The sequence below is a fragment of the Parabacteroides vesiculifaciens genome, assembly GCF_049860805.1.
In the GTDB taxonomy this organism is placed as follows: domain Bacteria; phylum Bacteroidota; class Bacteroidia; order Bacteroidales; family Tannerellaceae; genus Parabacteroides.
The window spans coordinates 45,667-65,602 of record NZ_CP187555.1; the positions used below are offsets into that span (position 1 = coordinate 45,667).

Annotated in this window: 17 protein-coding genes and 1 pseudogene; 6 read left to right on the forward strand and 12 right to left on the reverse strand. The window is 48.5% G+C overall.

The window, feature by feature from the left end; all coding sequences use genetic code 11:
* Nucleotides 1-48 precede the first annotated feature (48 nt).
* The 3 genes from ACPYIV_RS00190 to ACPYIV_RS00200 all read right to left on the reverse strand — a co-directional run bounded on the left by ACPYIV_RS00190 (nt 49) and on the right by ACPYIV_RS00200 (nt 4,908).
* Entirely contained in the window at nt 49-618 is a 570-nt protein-coding gene (locus tag ACPYIV_RS00190; protein WP_425884935.1) for a copper resistance protein NlpE N-terminal domain-containing protein, read from the reverse strand.
* Between the two features lie 109 nt (nt 619-727).
* Nucleotides 728-2,572: a mechanosensitive ion channel family protein gene (locus ACPYIV_RS00195; protein WP_293739670.1), complete on the reverse strand. Its 1,845-nt coding sequence runs from the start codon at nt 2,570-2,572 to the stop codon at nt 728-730.
* 29 nt (nt 2,573-2,601) lie between these two features.
* On the reverse strand, nt 2,602-4,908 hold the full coding sequence (locus ACPYIV_RS00200; protein ID WP_425884937.1) for a S9 family peptidase: 2,307 nt from the start codon (nt 4,906-4,908) through the stop codon (nt 2,602-2,604).
* A gap of 146 nt (nt 4,909-5,054) precedes the next feature.
* Here ACPYIV_RS00200 and ACPYIV_RS00205 point away from each other — a divergent pair, with 146 nt between their 5' ends.
* Entirely contained in the window at nt 5,055-5,663 is a 609-nt protein-coding gene (locus tag ACPYIV_RS00205; RefSeq protein ID WP_293739668.1) for a hypothetical protein, read from the forward strand.
* 99 nt (nt 5,664-5,762) lie between these two features.
* On the opposite strand, the gene ACPYIV_RS00210 is transcribed toward ACPYIV_RS00205, so the two are convergent.
* Entirely contained in the window at nt 5,763-6,557 is a 795-nt protein-coding gene (locus ACPYIV_RS00210; protein WP_293732029.1) for a DUF6261 family protein, read from the reverse strand.
* A gap of 424 nt (nt 6,558-6,981) precedes the next feature.
* Between ACPYIV_RS00210 and ACPYIV_RS00215 the strand changes: the two genes are divergently transcribed.
* The gene (locus ACPYIV_RS00215; protein ID WP_425884940.1) at nt 6,982-9,270 is read left to right on the forward strand and encodes a family 78 glycoside hydrolase catalytic domain; all 2,289 of its coding nucleotides are present in this window, start codon (nt 6,982-6,984) and stop codon (nt 9,268-9,270) included.
* A gap of 72 nt (nt 9,271-9,342) precedes the next feature.
* The gene (locus tag ACPYIV_RS00220) at nt 9,343-9,849 is read left to right on the forward strand and encodes an FKBP-type peptidyl-prolyl cis-trans isomerase (protein WP_425884942.1); all 507 of its coding nucleotides are present in this window, start codon (nt 9,343-9,345) and stop codon (nt 9,847-9,849) included.
* 104 nt (nt 9,850-9,953) lie between these two features.
* Here ACPYIV_RS00220 and ACPYIV_RS00225 read toward each other — a convergent pair whose 3' ends face one another.
* The 5 genes from ACPYIV_RS00225 to argR form a co-directional block, all read right to left on the reverse strand.
* Nucleotides 9,954-11,081 (reverse strand): aspartate aminotransferase family protein, encoded by a 1,128-nt coding sequence (locus tag ACPYIV_RS00225; protein WP_293732026.1) that lies wholly within the window; start codon nt 11,079-11,081, stop codon nt 9,954-9,956.
* Between the two features lie 104 nt (nt 11,082-11,185).
* The gene (gene argC / locus ACPYIV_RS00230; protein WP_293739665.1) at nt 11,186-12,154 is read right to left on the reverse strand and encodes an N-acetyl-gamma-glutamyl-phosphate reductase; all 969 of its coding nucleotides are present in this window, start codon (nt 12,152-12,154) and stop codon (nt 11,186-11,188) included.
* Nucleotides 12,151-13,350, reverse strand: coding sequence for an argininosuccinate synthase (locus tag ACPYIV_RS00235; RefSeq protein WP_293732024.1), 1,200 nt, complete (start codon nt 13,348-13,350; stop codon nt 12,151-12,153). Before ACPYIV_RS00235 ends, argC begins: the two co-directional genes overlap by 4 nt.
* Nucleotides 13,351-13,409: 59 nt before the next feature.
* The gene (locus tag ACPYIV_RS00240; protein WP_293732023.1) at nt 13,410-13,988 is read right to left on the reverse strand and encodes a GNAT family N-acetyltransferase; all 579 of its coding nucleotides are present in this window, start codon (nt 13,986-13,988) and stop codon (nt 13,410-13,412) included.
* 28 nt (nt 13,989-14,016) lie between these two features.
* Complete coding sequence (argR, locus tag ACPYIV_RS00245; protein WP_425884945.1) at nt 14,017-14,460, reverse strand: arginine repressor; 444 nt, start codon at nt 14,458-14,460, stop codon at nt 14,017-14,019.
* A gap of 182 nt (nt 14,461-14,642) precedes the next feature.
* Between argR and ACPYIV_RS00250 the strand changes: the two genes are divergently transcribed.
* The gene (locus ACPYIV_RS00250) at nt 14,643-15,434 is read left to right on the forward strand and encodes a M48 family metallopeptidase (protein WP_293739664.1); all 792 of its coding nucleotides are present in this window, start codon (nt 14,643-14,645) and stop codon (nt 15,432-15,434) included.
* 18 nt (nt 15,435-15,452) lie between these two features.
* On the forward strand, nt 15,453-16,070 hold the full coding sequence (locus tag ACPYIV_RS00255) for a porin family protein (RefSeq protein ID WP_425884947.1): 618 nt from the start codon (nt 15,453-15,455) through the stop codon (nt 16,068-16,070).
* A gap of 216 nt (nt 16,071-16,286) precedes the next feature.
* Here ACPYIV_RS00255 and ACPYIV_RS00260 read toward each other — a convergent pair whose 3' ends face one another.
* The 3 genes and pseudogenes from ACPYIV_RS00260 to ACPYIV_RS00270 form a co-directional block, all read right to left on the reverse strand.
* On the reverse strand, nt 16,287-16,703 hold the full coding sequence (locus ACPYIV_RS00260) for a helix-turn-helix domain-containing protein (protein WP_293732017.1): 417 nt from the start codon (nt 16,701-16,703) through the stop codon (nt 16,287-16,289).
* 11 nt (nt 16,704-16,714) lie between these two features.
* A pseudogene (locus ACPYIV_RS00265) lies at nt 16,715-17,007 on the reverse strand (type II toxin-antitoxin system HigB family toxin).
* Nucleotides 17,008-17,080: 73 nt separating this feature from the next.
* Nucleotides 17,081-18,892 (reverse strand): MutS-related protein, encoded by a 1,812-nt coding sequence (locus ACPYIV_RS00270; protein ID WP_425884950.1) that lies wholly within the window; start codon nt 18,890-18,892, stop codon nt 17,081-17,083.
* A 154-nt stretch (nt 18,893-19,046) separates the two neighbouring features.
* Here ACPYIV_RS00270 and ACPYIV_RS00275 point away from each other — a divergent pair, with 154 nt between their 5' ends.
* Nucleotides 19,047-19,907 (forward strand): phospholipase A, encoded by an 861-nt coding sequence (locus ACPYIV_RS00275; protein ID WP_293732015.1) that lies wholly within the window; start codon nt 19,047-19,049, stop codon nt 19,905-19,907.
* Nucleotides 19,908-19,936: the final 29 nt, after the last annotated feature.

The following is a 19,936-nucleotide window of genomic DNA, read 5'->3' on the forward strand; positions in this document are numbered from 1 at the left end:
GTGCCTCTTTTCTATTTATACAAAGATGTGCTGTGAAGATGTTTTGATTTACTGAACGAGTTTTAGCGTATAATTAAGGTCGGAGGCGGCTTTTTGTAATTCCTGATTCAACATGGTCAGGCTATCGCCTTCTGCCTGGAAATAAAATACCATGCTGCCATCGCTTGGAATCAGCTCATATACGACTGCGCTTGCATCGGCAGGAGTCCCTTTTTTCACTTGGCGTTTACCGGTGGAAGTGAATGTCTGGTCTTTGCCGTTTTCAGCTTCTAAATAGGTGGCATCCAGTTCGTAAACACCGTCTTCGCTATCCTGCTGATAGAACACCGTCAGGTCGTAAACGATACCGGGACCATCGGCAGCCGGAATAGTTCCTTTATATTTTTTCTGTACGACCGCACCCTTTTTCGGGTCCAGTTTCAAGGAGTCGCGCATATTGATAGGCTTAGCCGGTTTGGCCTTTACTACCGGCAATTCCGGCAGGGAAGGAGCGTCAGGAGCTGCTTCGGCCATGGCGATACTTTCTTCTTCTACTAATACGGGAGCGTCTTTTGCAGCCTTCCCGCTACATGCAGCCAAGAATGCCAGTGCTGCTACTGCGATAAAATACTTTTTCATTTTGTGCTTTTTATTTAGAGATTTAGTGACTTTTGGAGATATAACAAAAGACCCCCTGCATTTTGTTTTTGCAGAGGGCCTTTTTAACTATTTCAGATAAAAAGTACTTTTATTTACTTTTCAGATAGTCTTCCGGGATTGTCGAGGCGCTTCCGTCACGTCCGGCAAAGTAGTGCGGCGACATGATTTCTACGCCAGCCTCATTAAAGGTGTCCTGGATGTTCTGGTGCAAATCGGAAGTGATCTGTGCCAACTGGTCGGCATCTTTGATATAGGCGTTGATCTGATAACAAGGATAATAGTCCTGTAGTTCAGTCTCCAGTACGAACGGTTTCGGATGGGCCAGGACACCATGCGTACTACGTGCCGCATCGATCAGCAGTTGGTGGACTTGCCGCCAGGGAGCGTCGTAGCCGATCGTGACCGTGGTATGGATAATCAGCCCGAACTGGCGGGCCGAGGCACTGTAGTTGACCGTATGGGACGACATGATGAAAGCGTTCGGTATTGTCACGACTTCGTTTTTGGGAGTACGCAAGCGGGTGACGAAAGGAGTCTTCTCGATCACGTTGCCGGTCGTGTCGTTCAGCTTGATGCGGTCGCCGAGCTTGAAGGGACGCATATAGGTGATGACAAGTCCGGCGATGATATTGCCGATCACCGTACTGGAACCGAGCGAGATGATCAGACCAACAAACACCGAGATCCCCTGGAACACACCGGAGTTGGAGCCGGGCAGATAGGGATAAACCATCGCGATCATAAAGGCATAGAGCAGGAAACGGATGATATTGAACGTCGGCTGTGCCCAGTCCGGATAGAATCCGGTGATCTTCAGCTTCTCATTCTCGATCTCGTTGGCGATATACTGGATGCCTTTGATGATATACTTGATGCAGTACCAGATCACCAGGATGATGAACAGGTTCGGTATATATTCCACAATCGACTTCAGCACCATCTTGATCGGCTCTATGATGTAGAGGAAGATCTTCAGCGCCAGCTTCTCCGTCTGCGGGAAGATAGCGAAGAGCATAGGCACACTGAACATCAATTGTATCAGTAGCACGACATACCGCAGCAGGTTGCTGAAGAAGATCAGTATCCGCCCCTGCCTGTGCGTATTCAGAAACTCATAGTCACGGACGATGATCGGCTTGAGCCGTTGTTGCTTGAAGCGTATGATCTGCCGGCGCAACTTGCGGAACAGGAAGTTCGTCAGCCGGAACAACAGATATTGTATCGCCAGGACCAGCACGAATAAAGCCGCGCGCTTGGCCACTTGCAACAAACTGTGTTCCTCCTTCAACTCCTTGATCTTGGCTGCCAGGACAGGCGCATACTGTTCGGCCAGCTCCCGCCGTGACGTCCCCTGCCAGAGCGCGTCCTGGTCGGTGATGCTGACGATCACCTTGCTGCCATACATAATGTCTATGTAATATTCGCTTTCCAGCGTGTGGACCGAATCGCGGTGCAGGCTTCTGTCCTTGCCTATCTTCAGGAGGACATCGTTGATCATGCCTGCACGGTCGAGAGGGGAGAGGCCGCCCCTCTTTGCATACAACGTGAACAGCGTGTCGCCATCTACCAGGACGGGAACGCCCGGAGTGAGTGCACGAAGCGAATCGATACTCCGGCGCTGTTCGGCCTTTTTCAGCGAGTCGGTCACTTGGTTCAGGTTGCGGACGTCATCGAGTTCGGTGCGGAGGACGATCTCGTTCAGCTTCATCTCCTGCAACTGGAGCGCCATTTCCTGGATGCGGATAGAGTCCTGCCTGTGACGTGTATCAGCGTCCAGCGTATCGGCCGGAGCCATTGCGAGAGAGTCGGGCCGGGGCTCATTGATCGCAGACTGGATCAGTTGTCCCGCTTTCTCGATCAATTGAGCCTTAGCTCCGGAACAGGTGGCTAATATCCCGATGAAGATCAAGAAATAAACCGGTAATTGTTTCATGTCGAACTTCTGTTAGGTGTATTGTTTTATTATTTACCACCGGCGGGCAAATGCTCCAACCAGTATTTGGCCATTGTCATCCGCAGATGCAAGGTCGTACCCGGCCGTTCGTAAATGCCGTGGCTGCGCATCGGATAGCTGACTTGGCTGAACATCTTGCCATGTTTCACCAGCTCATTCACTAACATCTCGCAGTTTTGGTAATGGACATTGTCATCGCCTGTCCCGTGGATCAACAGCAGGTTCCCTTTGAGGCCGGACGCGTAAGTGATCGGTGAACCCTTGCGATAGCCTTCCGGGTTGTTCTGCGGCGTATTCATATAACGCTCCTGGTAGATCGTGTCGTAGGTGCGCTGGTCGGCGACAAAGGCGATGGCGATACCCGTGTGGAAGACTTCCGGATAGCGGAACATGGAGTTCAGCGTCTGGCTTCCGCCGCCGCTCCATCCGGTGATACCGATGCGCGCCGTGTCGATAAACGGATAGCGGCGCGCCATATCCTGGATGCCGCGTGCCTGGTCTTCAGAAGCGAACGTGCCGACTTCGCCGTAGATGCACTTGCGCCATTCACGTCCTCGCGGTGTGTTGGCCCCCCGGTTGTCGATGCTTACCACGATATATCCGAGGTTGGCGACATATTGGTTCCAGAGGTCGCCGCCTCCCCATACATCCTGGACGGTCGAGCTGGCCGGTTCGCCATACACCTCGATAATAACGGGATACTTCTTCGCCGGATCGAAACCGACCGGCTTGATCATCCATGCGTCCAGTTCGAGATCGCCGGAAGTCACTTTGACAAACTCTTTCGGGTTCAGCCCCAGGGCGGCATATTGTTCGCGTGCCTTTGCATTATCCTCTATCACCCGCACTGATTGATGCTTGGGGAAAGAAACCATGTCGATCACCGAAGGAGTAGCCGCGTTGCTATAGGTATGCACCGCCCACTTCCCGGTAGGCGACATATTATAGCGATGCTGTCCCGGCTGGTCCATCGGGCTGAGGCGTTTCACATTGCCCTTGCCGAAAAGCTCGGCGCTATAGAGATAACGTTGCGTGAAGTTGTCAGGAGAAGCGATGAAATAGACCAACCCCTTCTGCTGATCCGTCCCCACCGGCGAGATATAATCGAAGTCACCCTTCGTGACCGGCACGATCTCTTTCCCGTCCCGGCTGATGCGATACAGATGGCGCCAACCGTCGCGCTCGCTCTCCCAAGTGAACCAGGTGTTATCCTTCAACCATTGGATATTATCGTTCGTGTCTAACCAAGCCGCATCCGTATCGGTGAAGATGTTACGCGGTGTAGCGCTTCCGATGCCGGCGATCCACACTTTGTTCGTATTCTGCTGGCGGTTCATCTGCTGGATAAACAGCTCGTTGCTTCCGGGGATGAACTCCATGCGGGGAATGTAATTATTACGCGGGTCTCCCGGAATCTCGACCCAAGTCGTCGCCCCGCCGCCCGCGGGCAGGTATCCGACTTTGACAGCCGAGTTCGTACAACCGGCCTTCGGATAGGGAAAATGCAGGATCGTCGGATAGATCGAGTCCACATTATTGATGATGTCGAAGACGCCTGTCCCCTTCGTATCGCTCTGCCAATAGGCGATATATTGTCCGTCCGGACTCCAGCGGAATCCGTCGCGGCAGGCAAACTCCTCTTCATACACCCAGTCGAAAGTCCCGTTCACGATCGTCTCGCTCCCGTCGTGCGTCAGTTGTGTGATCTTGCCGGAGGCTACATCTTCCACATATAGATTATTGTCCGAGACGAAAGCCACGCGCGTCCCGTCCGGTGAGAACTTGGCGAACATCATCGACGATTCGGGCAGCCCTTTTCCCAACTGGCGCAAAGTGCCGTCTTTGAGTGTCAGCACCCAGTAGTCACCCCGCGTGTCGTAACGCCATACCCGTTTCGTATTGTTATAGATCAAGACCTTCCCGTTATCCGCGCTCCAGGAGATGCTGCGGATGGCAATCGGTTTGCCGGTCTCTTTGTCGATAAACATGGAGGAAGGAATGATAACTTCCCGCCGGTTATCCTTGGCGCGGTAGGCGACGATATCCATGCCGCCTGTCGTGGCGTTCGGTTCCATCCGGCTGTACCGTTCGCCGTCTTTCATCCACGTCATGGCGCCGATGCCTTTGGTCTGCACTAACCGTCCGCCGACGACGTCTTCGAGATGGAGTTTACCCTTTGCCGCGCTCGCTTCGCCTTGTGCGAATGGATCGCCGTCCGTCTCCGTCCGGTTTTCCCACGGCATGATCTGTGCTACACTTACATTCCCGGCCAATAGGATGCAGGCCAGAGGAAGAATGAGTTTGTTTAGTTTCATGTATATTAGTTTTAATAATTAGCTATATGCAAAGGAAGGAATGTTTTGTGAGATGGACAAAGGAAATGAAAAAGAAGTAGATTATTCTAAATAAATTATTAACTTGCAACGTTTCTCGAAATAAAAAAATCATTAAATAAATACATATGGAAAAATTAAAATTATTTGGAACAGTTTGCATATCTTTCATGATGTGCCTCTTAGTTGCCTGTAGTGATTCAGACTTCTTTAAAGAGGAATTCGAAGAGATAAAATTCGAGCAGGAAGAAGATGGAGAATGGTCTTTGTCTGATGCCAAGCCTGTAACAAAGGCTGAATTTGAGAAAAATCTTGTGGGAAACGGTTGGAAATGGGTCGCAACCCGTGAAATCGATGTGAATGGAAAGTGTTCGGAAAATGATTATTATGAAGATTTAATTGGCATAGGACCTTCAAAATATTATTTTGGCAAAGACACTTACACCGAATTCTTTTATTTTGATGCCGAACCAGCCAATTGTTACAGGGAGCAAACTTACACGTATGAAGAGAAAGACAATACCATACAGGGAAGTACTTATCCGTTCCCTTTCATGAAAATTTTGTCTTTAGACAGCAACACACTGAAGGTAATCGAATTTATGGCTTTTAGAGGAGGTGAAAACTTTACGAAAATCTACGGCTGTTCCATTTACACGAAGATGACAGACGAGGAACTTGAAAAATGCCGGAAAGACTATCCTATCAATTACAAGGATATAGGTAGACCAAAATAGCAAACCGGGGGAAGATCGGATTAACGAAGAAACGGCGGATAGTTGCAAATTTGAAATGCAGCGATCCGCCGTTTGATTTAGTGGTAAGCGATCCGGTTCCTACAATTCCCCCGGTCTTTCCTCTTCACCACCTCCACCCGACGGAGGAGGCGTCGGCGTGTTGTCGCCCTTGCCTGTGCTGCCGCCCTTTCCGGCGCCGAGGCGTTGAGAGACGGTGACACGATAATGGTCGATGCGCGTGTTCCAGCGGGTGATCAGGTCGGCGTATTTTTCATCGCCGTAGACATTGGTAAGGGAGTTGATTCGTTTGACTAATTTGCGATAGATCGGATCAGACTTTTCACGCAGATCTTTCACTTTGCCGATAGCCTCTTTGTCTCTCGTTTCCGTGTTACGTTGGTCCGCCAGCTTGGCACAAAGTTCGTTGGCCGTTTCGAGCGGTTCCATCCATTCGGTCAACCCGATCAGGTCGGCATCCGCTTTATATTTTTCCGATCTGATTTCCTGGATATAATTACGGATACGGCTGGTCTCGTCGTCGAAACCTGCTTTATATGCATTGCGATGAGCATTGTTCAGTACCTTGAGACGCATTGCGGCCGCCTTGTAATCCACCTTGAAATGACGTTCAGCCGAATGCGCTCTATCCATTCCCCCGATTAGCAGATTACCCCGTTCCACGTCTGCGACCTGCATTTCGGCAGTCAGTGCACTTTTGGTGATTTTGAGGATACCGTCGTCTTCCGCTTGCACGACTGCCTGATATTCGTCGAATAATTGGGTTACTTCCAGCGTCTCCGCCGTTTTTTCGAGGATAAGCGCTTCGAACTCTCGCAGAAAAGTCAGATGCTGGTTATTTAACAACGTCCTTGTGTTGTAACTTTGAATTTCCATAGGTATTTCGTTTTAAAATTAATAATGTAAGCATGTGTTTCCCTTTAAAACATTGTTTTGAAGCCTGTCATGCGCTGTGTTTTCTCTTTTTACATTGTTTTAAAGGCATACACGGGGTATGGATTCCTTTTTTACGTTGTTTTGGAGGCATACACGGGGTATGTTTTACTTTTCTACGCTGTTTTGGTGCTTGTCATAGGGTATGTCCGGCTCTCAGACATTGTTTTCCGGAAAAACACACCCTGTGTTTTTAGCTCAACTTCCCGATTCGTCAGAGACAAAGATAGTTTTTATCTTATGGATATGCAAGTGTATTTCGATTTTCCTTTGTGCATTTTTCAAAAGAAAAATGTCAAATATATGAAGGGATGAACCTCTCATTCATTCTATCTTTATCCCCGAATTACGAAAAAACAAAAATACCATGAGTACATTACTGAACCGCTTCACCCTTTTGGCCTCCTTTGCCCTCTCGTCTTTTTGCCTGCAGGCCTCCGATAAGAAACCCTCCGGCTTGATGACCGACCTCGTCGAACATACCGGACGGACGTGGCAGAACGGCTTTGCCTCGAACCTTCCTGTTTGGCAGATAGACGAGGCGATCGAGCCTTTGCAATATGCCGCCATCCGCTCGACGCATCCCGCCTTTTCCTGGATCGTGCCCGGCGAAGCACAAGGGACGCGCCAGACAGCTTACCGCCTGATCGTGGCCGACAACCGCGAGGATGCCGTCTCCGGCAAAGGCAATCTATGGGATAGCGGGGAGGTCGAAAGCGGCCAGTCCGTCGCCGTCCGCTATGCCGGCAAAGCCTTGGAACCCGGCAAGCCCTATTTCTGGCGGGTGAAGACAGTGACCAACACCGAAGGAGAAAGCGAGTGGTCGGAAGTGAAAGCATTCCGCACCGCCGACCGCTTGGCTGAATATGAAACAGCCTATTATCCGCAGGTAAAGACAATGGAGTTCCCGACTGGAATAAAGAAGATCAACCCCGGCACGTATCTCGTCGACTTCGGGCGGGATGCTTTCGGACAGTTGGTGCTGACGCTGGCATCCGACGGCAGGCAGGATTCTGTGATCGTGCATCTTGGGGAATGTCTCGAAGGCGGACGCATCCTGCGCGATCCCGGTAAGTCGACGATCCGCTATCACCGTTATCCGTTGGCTTTACTGAAGGGAACCAATACTTACCGGATCAAGATCGGTAAAGACAAACGAAATACCGGGCCGGCAGCCGTGCTGATGCCGGAATATATCGGCGAGGTGCTCCCTTTCCGCTATTGCGAGATCGAGGGATATGAGGCGGTTTTGTTGCCTGCAGCCATTGTCCGTGAAACGGTACATTATCCGTTTGATGAAACAGCTTCTTCTTTCCGTTGTTCCAATGATACGCTGAACCAGATTTGGGAACTTTGCAAATATTCTGTCCGTGCTACTTCTTTCTTAGGCGTTTATGTGGATGGCGACCGCGAGCGTATTCCTTATGAAGCGGATGCCCTGATCAACCAGCTTTGCCACTACGGGGTGGATCGCGAATATGCGATTGCCCGCCGTTCGCATGAGTACCTGTTGAAACATCCGACCTGGCCGACCGAGTGGATCTTGCAGGCCTTATCGATCGCCTGGTATGATTACCTGTACACCGGGGACAGCCGCTCACTCGAATCTAACTACGAATGGTTGAAGCCGCGTGTCCTGATGGCCCTCCGGGAGAAGAACGGGCTGATCAGCACGACGACCGGGCTGCAAACGGATGACTTCCTTCGCTCGATCCGTTTCAAAGGGCAGATACGGGATATCGTGGACTGGCCGCATACCGGAATCCTCGGTCTGGGAAAGAAGCAAGGGGGAGAAGACGACGGATTTGCCTTTACCGATTATAACGGGGTGACGAATGCTTGGCATTATGAGGCTCTGAAGCAGATGAAAGGTATTGCCGCTGCTTTGGGAAAGACGGACGACGCCGCTTTCTATGCTTCCGAATCGGATGCTTTCAAAAGACGGTTTATCCGTTCGTTCTTCAATACCCGCATGGGCTGTTTCACGGACGGCCTTGCTGCCGACACCAGACATGCTTCCCTGCATGGCAATATGTTCCCGTTGGCATTCGACCTGGTTCCGGCTGGAAAGAAACAAAGCGTCGCCGACTTTATCCGGACACGCGGAATGGCTTGCAGCGTCTATGGCTCGCAATTCCTGATGGATGCCCTCTACGAAGCAAACGCCGCCGAGTACGCCTTGCATCTGCTGACCAAGACGGACGACCGCAGCTGGTACAATATGATCCGCGTCGGCTCCACCATCTCGCTCGAAGCCTGGGACAATAAGTACAAGCCTAACCAGGACTGGAACCATGCCTGGGGAGCCGCCCCTGCCAATATCATCCCGCGCCGCCTGATGGGAGTGGAGCCTTTGACTCCCGGCTTCGGGACTGCCCGCATCAAGCCGCAGCTCGCCTCGCTCGAATGGGCGGAGGCTACGATCCCGACGATCCGGGGCGCGATCCGCATGGCCGTGGAGAATAAGTCGGACGCTTACATTCTGAAAGTGACGGTTCCCGCCAATATGGATGCCGAAGTCTATCTTCCGCTCCCGTCCGGCAAATATACCGTCACGAATAACGGTGCTCCGGTGAAAGCCGTTAAGGTGAAGGGCGAGCCGTTCCTCTATGCCGGGAAGATCGGTTCCGGTAGCTATACCTTTGTGGTGAATTGATCCTTCCGGTTGTGTCGTATTGCTTTGTATGCTATCTTTGTGCCTTCAAAACAATAAAAGACTAAAGAACAAATGAAGAGATCTATTTATGCCGTAGCCTGCCTGATGATGGTGCTGCTGGCCGGGTTTACCGCTTGTGGGGATGACGACAACGGCTTCTCTGCCGAACAGATTGCCTATTTCGAAAAGAACCGCGACTACATCCGCGAAAAGAAAGTATTGAAGGGTGAAGATGGGGAACTGCTTTACAAGCCGGTCCTTTTAGGTGGCGACACCGCTTTGTATCGTGTGCTAAGCAAGGAGGGAGAGGAAACGAAATATCCGACGAGCCAGACCTCTATAACAATGACTTTGAAAGGTGATTTTATCAGCGGCCAGAATTTCCAGAAGGAGATGTCGATGGATCTTACGCCCGCAGGTGTTGTTCCCGGGCTGGGAGCAGTCTTGTTGAATAATACGGTCGGCGAACGGGTCGAGGCGATTATCCCTGCTTACTTAGGATATGGCTATTCTGATTACCGAGGCATTCCCGGCGGTTCAACCCTGATCTTTACCTATACGGTGGAGAAGTTCAATTAATAGGATAAATTATCACCCCCCCAAATAAAAGATCCACCAACCGGAAACTCCGATGGTGGATCTTATTATATAAAGAAACAATTAAGCCTTGTAACGACGGTTCGTTAAGCATTCAGCACTTTGCGGAACCGCACGATGAACTCTTTCGCCTCGTCCATAGAGAGGCAGAGCGGCGGCAACAGGCGGATCGTGTTTGTCCCGGCCACTCCCGTAAACACCTTCTCCTCGAACAACAACTTGCTGCGCACTTCCTTGATTGACTCTTCAAACTCGATACCGATCATCAAACCGCGCCCGCGAATTTCCTTAATTCCCGGCAGCTTATGCAACTCATCCAACAGGTAAGCCCCTACTTTTGCCGCATTATCGATCAGCTTCTCATCCTCCATAATCTCCAGCACGGCAATGGCTGCCGCACAAGCTAAATGATTACCACCGAAAGTCGTCCCCAGCATCCCGTATACCGGCTTGAACATCGGGCTGATCAACAATCCGCCCATCGGGAAACCGTTGCCGATGCCTTTTGCCACCGAAATCAGATCCGGCTTGATCCCGGCATACTGGTGGGCGAAGAACTTGCCGCTGCGTCCGTATCCCGACTGGATTTCGTCTAAGATCAGGCAGGCTTCATATTTCGTACACAAGGCACGCAACTCCTGCATAAACGAATCGGTCGGCAACTGGATGCCGCCCACACCTTGAATACCTTCGATGATGACCGAAGAAACATCCCCCTTCTGCAATTCGGCTTCTACTGCTGCCGCATCGTTCAGAGGCAGATAGGTCACAGCCAGGTCTTCGTTCACCGGAGCGATGATCTTCGGGTTATCGGTCACGCGCACGGCAGCCGATGTGCGTCCGTGGAAGGCATGCTTGAAAGCGATCACCCGCTTCTTGCCATTGTGGAAAGAGGCTAACTTCAAGGCGTTTTCATTGGCTTCGGCCCCTGAGTTGATCAGGAACAGCGAATAGTCGTCATAGCCGGATGCCTTGCCTAAGCGGTCTGCCAACTTCTGCTGGAGGCTGTTGATAACGGAGTTGGAATAGAATCCCAACTTATTTACCTGTTCGGTGATAGCCTTTACATAAGTGGGATGGCTATGGCCGACCGAGATCACGGCATGTCCGCCATACAGGTCGAGGTATTCTTTCCCCTCTGTATCCCATACATGGCATCCCTTGCCTTTTACGATCTCTATATTGAATAATGGATATACGTCGAATAGAGTCATTAGATTTATAATTTATAATTTATGATTTATAGGGGATTTATGATTTATGGCTTATGGTCTGATTGTGTATGCTTTCAAATCATAAATCATAAATCATAAATCATTTAGAACGCCGAAGGCTTCAAATGCAATCCTACCGTCTCTTCCAGGCCGAACAACAGGTTCATGTTGTGGACCGCCTGTCCGCTCGCTCCCTTCAAAAGGTTGTCTATCATCGAAACGATAAGCAGCTTGTCTTCCTGTTTCTGGAGGTAGATCAGGCATTTGTTCGTATTCACCACCTGCTTCAGATCCGGGTTCTTGTCTATGACGAAGGTGAACGAATGATCACTGTAATACTCTTCGTAAATACGCTTGATCTCGTCCAGTTCGACCCTGCAATCCAGATAAGTCGTGGCGAAGATGCCTCGTGAGAAATTACCCCTCACCGGGATAAAGTTGATCGCACTGTTGAAGCTGTTCTGCAACTGCCGCAAACTCTGTCCGATCTCTGCCAGATGCTGGTGCGTGAACGGTTTATAGATCGAGATGTTGTCGTTTCGCCAACTGAAGTGGGAGGTAGGCGACGGTTTGACGCCCGCTCCTGTCGATCCCGTGATCGCGTTCACATGCAATTCCGAGTTCAACATCAGATGTTTCGCCAACGGTAAAATGCCTAATTGGATACAGGTGGCAAAACATCCGGGGTTTGCAATATGCTGCGCGTTGCAGATGCGGCGACGGTTCAGTTCGGGCAGGCCGTAAACGAAATCGTGTTCAGGGCTTTCGATGCGGTAGTCCATGCTGAGGTCGATGATCTTCACGTTTTCAGGTACGGTATGGCTTTCCATAAACTTCTTCGTGTCGCCATGAGCGGTACAGAAGAAGAGAAGGTCGATCTGGTCCAAAGGCAACTCGTCCGTAAATACTAAATCCGTTTCGCCATACAATCCGCTGTGTACGTCCGTGACCTTATTGCCGGCATTGCTCGTACTGTTCACAAATGCAATCTCGGCGTCCGGATGGTTCAGCAGCAAGCGGATCAATTCGCCTGCCGTATATCCCGCACCACCTATAATTCCTATCTTGATCATATCTCTTCTTCCTTGTGATTGTTATAATAAACACGCAACGGAGTGGAAGTAACCTTGATGAAGCCTTTTGCATCCTCGGCTGTCCAGCCCTTCTGCATTTCTCCGTATTCGCCGAACTTGGTCTTCACCAGGTCGTCTTTCGAGTCGACGCCGACGGTAGAGAACGACAGCGGGCGGAGTTCCAGGATCACCGTTCCGTTTACATTGCGTTGCGATTCCTGCAACATTGCTTCGATGTCGCGCATGACCGGTTCGAGGTACTGGCTTTCGTGCAGGAACATCCCGTACCAGTTGGCAACCTGGTCTTTCCAGTATTGCTGCCATTTGCTCAGTGTATATTTTTCAAGGAAGCGGTGAGCACCGATGATCAGCATCGGAGCGGCAGCTTCAAATCCTACACGTCCCTTGATACCGATGATCGTATCTCCAACGTGCATATCCCGGCCGATGCCGTAGGCAGCACCGATTTCTTCCACTTTCTGGATAGCGGCAATCTTATCTTCGAATACTTCGCCGTTCACAGCATGGATTTCACCATTCTTAAATTCGAGACGGAGCTCTTCGCTGCCGGTCTTCTTCACCTGTTTCAGGTAAGCGCTTTCCGGCAGACCTTGTGTGGAGTCGAGGATTTCGCCACCGCAGATGGAAGTTCCCCACAAACCTACATTATAAGAATATTTCAGTTTCGTGAAGTCCGCTTCAAAACCATGTTCTTTCAGATAGTTGATTTCGTAGTCGCGGCTCAACGCCATATCGCGTGTCAGGGTGATGATCTCGACATTCGGAGCCAGTACTAAGAATGTCATGTCGAAACGGATCTGGTCGTTTCCGGCTCCTGTGGAACCATGGGCGATCGCGTCGGCTCCGATCTCGTTTGCATAACGGGCGATTGCCAGCGCCTGGAAAATACGTTCCGAGCTAACGGAGATCGGGTAAGTCCCGTTGCGGAGCACATTGCCGAAGACCATATATTTCAGACTCTTTTCATAATATTCTTTTGTAACGTCGATTGTCACATATTTAGTTGCACCCAGTTTGTAGGCGTTTTCTTCATTCTGTTTCAGCTGTTCTTCACTGAAACCGCCTGTGTTGGCACAAGCTGCATACACTTCATATCCTTTTTCCTTTGCCAGATACATAACCGTAAAAGATGTATCCAATCCTCCGCTGAATGCGACTACTACTTTTTTCTTCATTTTCGTATATCTATTTTATTGTTATTCTATAATTATATGACCTCTTTATCATTGGCACATTATCTCTTTTCCCTTGCCTCCCTCTCGGCCCGATGAGGATCGTCCGGATCGAAAAGCATTCCTGTGCAAATGCAGTAACGGCGGCCGGTACGTTCGAGAACATCGTGGTTGACACAACCTTCACAGCCTCTCCAAAACGATTCGTCGTCCGTCAGGTCGGCAAAAGTGACCGGTACATATCCCAGCTCCGTATTCATTTTCATAACGGCAGCACCCGAAGTAAGACTGAAAATCTTGGCGTGCGGCCATCGCATACGGGCCAGCTGGAATGTCATCTCCTTGATCTTCTTGGCTATGCCCAGTCCGCGGAAGTCCGGATGCACGATCAGGCCGGAAGTGGTCACATACTGTTTGTTACCCCAAGACTCGATATAGCTGAAACCTGCAAATTTGTTGCCTTCCAGGGCAATGACGGCTTTTCCTTCCTTCATCTTCTGGGCAACGTATTCATGCGTACGCTTGGCGATACCGGTTCCGCGCACTTTGGCTGCGGCCTCGATCGTCTCGAGGATAATATCCACATATTCCTCGTGGCAAGCTTCAGCAATCATCACATCAATTTTTCTTTCTTGTTCCATTTTATGTTTGTTCTTTTATCTTCCGTTATTAAATGAAATGCTCCAACGCTTTGATTATCCTGTCTTTGTTAACCCCGTCGCGCGGGATGATCAGGATGGTGTCGTCTCCGGCGATCGTGGCCAGTATTTCATGGGGCGCATGCGTATCGATATCCGAAGCGATTCCCATTGCATATCCCGGACGTGTCTTGACGACGGCCAGGTTACCCGAAAACTCGATGTTGGGATGATGCTGCGTCTGCTCTTTCACAGGTCGCTTAAGTGCGGGATAATCGGGCAGACGATATACATAGTTCCCGTTTTCGTCATGTACTTTGACGACTTTCAGTTGCTTTATGTCGCGTGACAGGGTCGCTTGGGTAACCTGGAATCCGCTATTCTCCAATTGTTTAAGCAGCTCTTCCTGATTACCTATTTTCTCAGCCTGTATAATGCGGCAGATGGCATCCAATCGTTCTTTTTTTGTACTCATACTTGTATATTTATGCAACAAGGCTGCAAATATAAAGAGTATAATTGAATAATTATGCAATCTGCTGTTCTTTTTTTGCATAAATCACCATAATCATCATCTATTGAGCAAAAAGCCTTTGCGAATTGTTTATTATCAATAGAAATCATACTTTTGCAAACAGTATAAATAAAGGATAAAAAATGAAGAAGATTACAGGTTTATTCGTCGCAATGTTACTGTTGCTAAGCAGTTGCGGAAGTGTTCCGCTGACTGGAAGAAGACAAGTATTGCTTGTTTCGGATCAGGAAGTGTTATCGTCCAGCCTGACCCAATATTCCGATTATATGAAATCGGCTAAGAAGTCATCGTCAAAAGACGGAGCCGCCATGGTGACACGTGTCGGTAAAAGGATTGCTGCCGCTACCGAGCAATATCTGAAAAACAACGGATTGGAGAGTGAGATCAAGAACTTCGCCTGGGAGTTTAACCTCGTGAACGATCCGCAGGTTAACGCGTTTTGTATGCCGGGCGGAAAAATCGTTGTCTATGAAGGATTGATGCAACTGGTCTCATCGGACGACGAACTGGCTGTCGTGGTCGGTCATGAAGTGGCGCATGCCGTAGCCAAACACAGCAACGAGCGTATGAGTCAGCAACTGATGGCTCAATACGGTGCGCAGATATTGGGGCAGGCGTTAAGCAATAAATCGGCTGCCGTCCAGCAGATCGGCACTTCTGTTTACGGTCTGGGTGCTCAATATGGTGTCATGTTGCCTTTCTCCCGTAAACACGAATCCGAAGCTGATTATATGGGACTGGTCTTTATGGCAATGGCCGGCTATAACCCCGAAGTCGCCGTCAATTTCTGGCAAAAAATGTCCGCCGGCAAATCCGGCTCCACCCCCGAATTTATGAGCACGCACCCCAGCGACGCCACCCGTATCAATGAGATTAAGCGGCATTTGCCGGAGATAGAGAAGTACAGGAAATAAATATAAAACAGAGAGAGTATGAATGTAAGAAAATCATTGTTCTCAGTGATTCTCCTGTTTCTTTTCTTTCCTTTATATGCCCAATGGTCTGCTGGAGGTAAAGTTGGGCTGAATGGTTCAACTGTTCATTTCCCGGGTGGTGGCACGGAACTTGATAGTAAATACTGTATGGGGGTGAACGGTGGTTTCTTTGCCCAATATCACTTCAATCCTTATTTCAGCTTGCAAGCTGAATTGTTGTATATGAAGAATGGGTATAAGTTGAAAGATTGGATTTATGAATATGAAAATATAGATGAGGTTCCATCGGATATGGATATCGCCTTGCATTATCTGGAAATCCCTCTTTTGGCCAAATTTACACATAAGACAGGGCTGAATCTCCAGTTCGGGCCACAGATCGGTTTTCTGCTTAAAAGAAGGTTGAGGTATGGTGAAGAGGTACAGCCGCAGGAGTTGATGGGAAAGAAACAACCGATCGATTTCAGCCTCGTCTTCGGTGCAGGATATGAAGCCAACAACGGACTTCTTCTTGATTTCAGGTATTTATTGGGATTGACAAGCGTTTATAAAGATGTGGCAGGGTTCCAAAACAGGACTTTTTATATCTCATTAGGTTATAAGTTTGATTTATAAGAATACGAATCGTTTGGCATAAGCATGAGAAAGTTGTCATATAAGCATGGAACTGTTTTCTCGTAGGCACGGGTATGGATTCCCATGCCTATGAGAAAGTTTTCCCATGTCGATGAGTATTTATTCTCATGCCTGTGAGAAAAAGTTCTCATGCCTATGAAAACAGTGAGAATTGGGAATGCTGGCTGCCAGTCGTTTATGCTTTTGAATGTCGTATTAAGCAAATCTTAAAATCAGTGCAGGGTCGATATTTAGTTTTTCATATAACCGTTTTGCCATGCGCATGGAAACTGGTCGTTTACCTGTCATGATTTGACTGAAAGTTGATTCTTTCACCTCCAAAAATTCGGCTGCTTGGCGTTGTTTTAATGAACGTTTTTTTAGCTCTATTTCTATTGATGTTATAAGAGGCGATTTAAATTTCAATGATTTAGCCTTATAGTTCAGAGCCTCATAATCTGCACACATACTACCTATACGTTCGATCTCATGCGTATATTCGTTGTCAGTATCCGGATCACACAATGAGCCATTTGTAGTAGCTTCATGAATAAGAGTATCTACATAGGTCATTGCCTCGTCATATAATTCAGGAGTGTCTATACATTTAATATGTTCAAGTTTCTTTTCCATCTCTTTCCTTCTTAAATAGTTGAACAATTAATTCGATCATATTCTTCATGTGTTCCAATAAATTGTATCGTCAAAATACCAGCAACAAAGATAACTACTACTACCATTCTGTAACTGTTGCCTTTTATATTGAACACATACCTGCTATTTCCTACATAGTCGGCAGAGGGAAAATCCTGTTTTAAATCAGCGTGATTTTTCCAAGAAGCATCTTCTACGATATCCACCCAGCGCTGAAGACTTCTTACAGAATCCGCATGTTAACTGAAAATTTATCAATGCGTTCTCTATGCAGTATATTCATTTCATTTGTTCTTTACCTACAAAAAAAGAATAAACTTCACAAAATGTAAAGCCTTTGTGTCGAAAAAATCTCTTTATTCTTCTGAAGATTGAGCAATTGTTATCCCCATCTTCTTCATCAGGAAGCAAGCATTCATATTCTGGGCCACACCTTCCCGCAATTGGTAGGAAAAGGTCAGTTCGTTGTCTTGGATGTCGGCCTCGAAGCGGTAGTTCTTGATCTGATTGGGGAATTCCTGTTCCAATTCGCCTAATGCCAGATCATGTGTGGCAATGATACCGCAAGCCTGGTTCGCCACTAATTGCTTCATCAGGGCGAGAGAACCTTTCTGCTTGTCGATCGAATTGGTCCCTTTCAGGATTTCATCCAGAATGATGAAAAGCTTTTCGCCCTGTTGCAAGCGGTCGATAATCATCTTTAACCGTTTCAGTTCGGCAAAGAAATAAGATTCGTTGCTCACAAGCGAATCGGAAGTACGCAGGCTGGTCACCATCCGCGCCGGATACAAGGTCAACGACGCTGCACAAACCGGAGCACCGATGCAACCGAGCAGATAGTTGACGCCGATTGTGCGCAGGTAAGTGCTTTTTCCCGCCATATTCGCCCCCGTAATGATCAGGAACCAGGGACTTTTCCGGATGTCGATGTCATTCTTTACGCATACATCCCGGCGTAGCAACGGATGTCCGAGCGCCTTACCTTCCATTTTGAAATACGTGTCTGCTATCTCCGGATAAATATATTCCGGGTGATTGAAAGCAAACCCGCTCAGCGAACAGTAAGCATCGAACAAAGCCAATGCCTCGAACCAGTGTTCCGTGTCATCCCCATGTCTCATCTTCCATTTTTCCAGCTTCATCGCCATGCGGGTATCACGCAAAGTGAAAATATTCAGTATGACGCCGATTGTGCTGAAACGTTGGTTCAGCGCACCGATATGGGCGGATAGTTTTTTGATGATCGAGGAGGCCGTTTGCCCGTCGCGCGCAAAGCGGTTGCGGATGTCGGTTAACTCGGCGGATTGGAAATTTTCACACTCGATACATTTGATCAGGTTGGAATACGTGTGCAAGATCTGTTCCATCTTATCCAATGAATTGTGCACCGTTGTGATCTGCTTTGCATTGATGTAAGCGGCAAGGAAAGAAAATCCGAAAAACACGCCGGCTATCGATATCGGGAGCAGGTTCAGGGCGCATCCTATCGCGATCAATACCCAGATGGAAGGGATCAGGTAGATGAGCAGTTTCCACGTTTTGCTGTCCGTCAGGCTGGGGGCCGTTTTGCCTAATAAAGAGACAAGTTGTTGATCGCCCTTGTTTCCCGGATGGAGGACGCCTGTCACATAGAAATGTTGCCGGAGCTGTGTGAACGATTCCAGTTCGCGAATCGCTTCTTGGCGCCTTGCTATCATAGTCTTGTCGGTGAGCGGCTGCATAAACCAGCCGGCCAGTATCTCTTTTCCCATAAAGGTGACCGTACGGTTGATGGACTGGAAAAGAGAATGGTCTCCAAACAAATCCAGGTCAAGGCTGAACGAGTGTTCTGCGGAGCTTTTCTCCGGTGCTCCGTCGAACGCGCTGAAATCGTAATCCAATCCGTTCAGTTCGTTTTGGCAAAGTTTTGCCAGTGCTTCGGCATAGCATTTCTTGGCAAACAGTTTGGTGTGCCAGACCATCAAGGCGATAAACGGGATAATAAACAGGACGGCGATCCCGGCCAGCACTTTCCAGTCTTCGGATTTGAAAAACCAGATCATGGCGATCAAACCGGCTACTAACAATAAACGGATGCTTCCGAGCAAATGAATTTTTTTCTTCAGACTATCGGCTCTGCGGGTGTATGCCGTGACAATATCCTGGTAATAGTTTTTTATCTTTTCCATGCGTGCAAAGATAGAAAAAATGAACTAACCTTTCGGTAATTGGTTTTATTTAAAAGAATGATAACGAAATGACCAATATCGGTGCTAAACAGGCGAATTATCATTCTTTGATTCGTATATCTTTGCTGGAATTTTTATCGACTCAATAAACTTGATGCATTTTATGAAGAGAATCGTGATGCTCCTGCTTTTGTCAGTGATGGCCTGTACCTTGCCGGCACAGGAAAAGAAGGGAGAAACTATCGGAGAAAGAATTGTGGCGAATGCTTATAACGCCGACAGTATCCGGGCTATTTTGGACAAGATGCCGTATTTCACTTTGTTTAAAGACAATTATTTCATAGGAGGGACGACTCTCGGGCATAAACCGACTGCTGCCAATTCGGATGTGAAATTCCAGTTGAGTATCGCCCAGAGACTGACAAAAAGTAAATTGCCATTCGATTCTTATTTATTCATTCAGTACACCCAGAAGGCTTTTTGGAATGTCTTTCAGGAATCGTTGCCTATGAAAGACCTGAATTTTAATCCCGGCATCGGCTTGGGGCATCTGATCGTCTACCATAATAAATATATAGGTAAAGGATATCTTATGCTCGAACATGAATCGAACGGGAAAGACAGTACCGCTTCCCGAAGCTGGAATAAAGTCACTTTTGCGGTTGCGATCACCCTTTCGCCGAACTGGGAGGCACAGTTCAAGACCTGGATACCGATTGTGGACGGCAAATACAACAAAGACCTGCTGAAGTATAACGGGATCTTTCAGGTGGCGGCCAATTACCGGACCAATAACCGTCGCTTTAATTGCGGTGTGATCCTGACCAAGCGCAAAACCTGGACCAGCTTTAACACCCAGGTGGAACTGAGTTACAAGTTCAACAACAATGAGAATCAATATTTCTTCCTCCAATATTATAATGGCTTTGGAGAGAATCTCCTGGATTATAATAAGTTTAAAAGCATGATAAGGATAGGCTTCGTAATCAAACCCTCCGATTTCAGCCTATATTGACAGGTGCAAATAAACAACCGTTCTTCCGT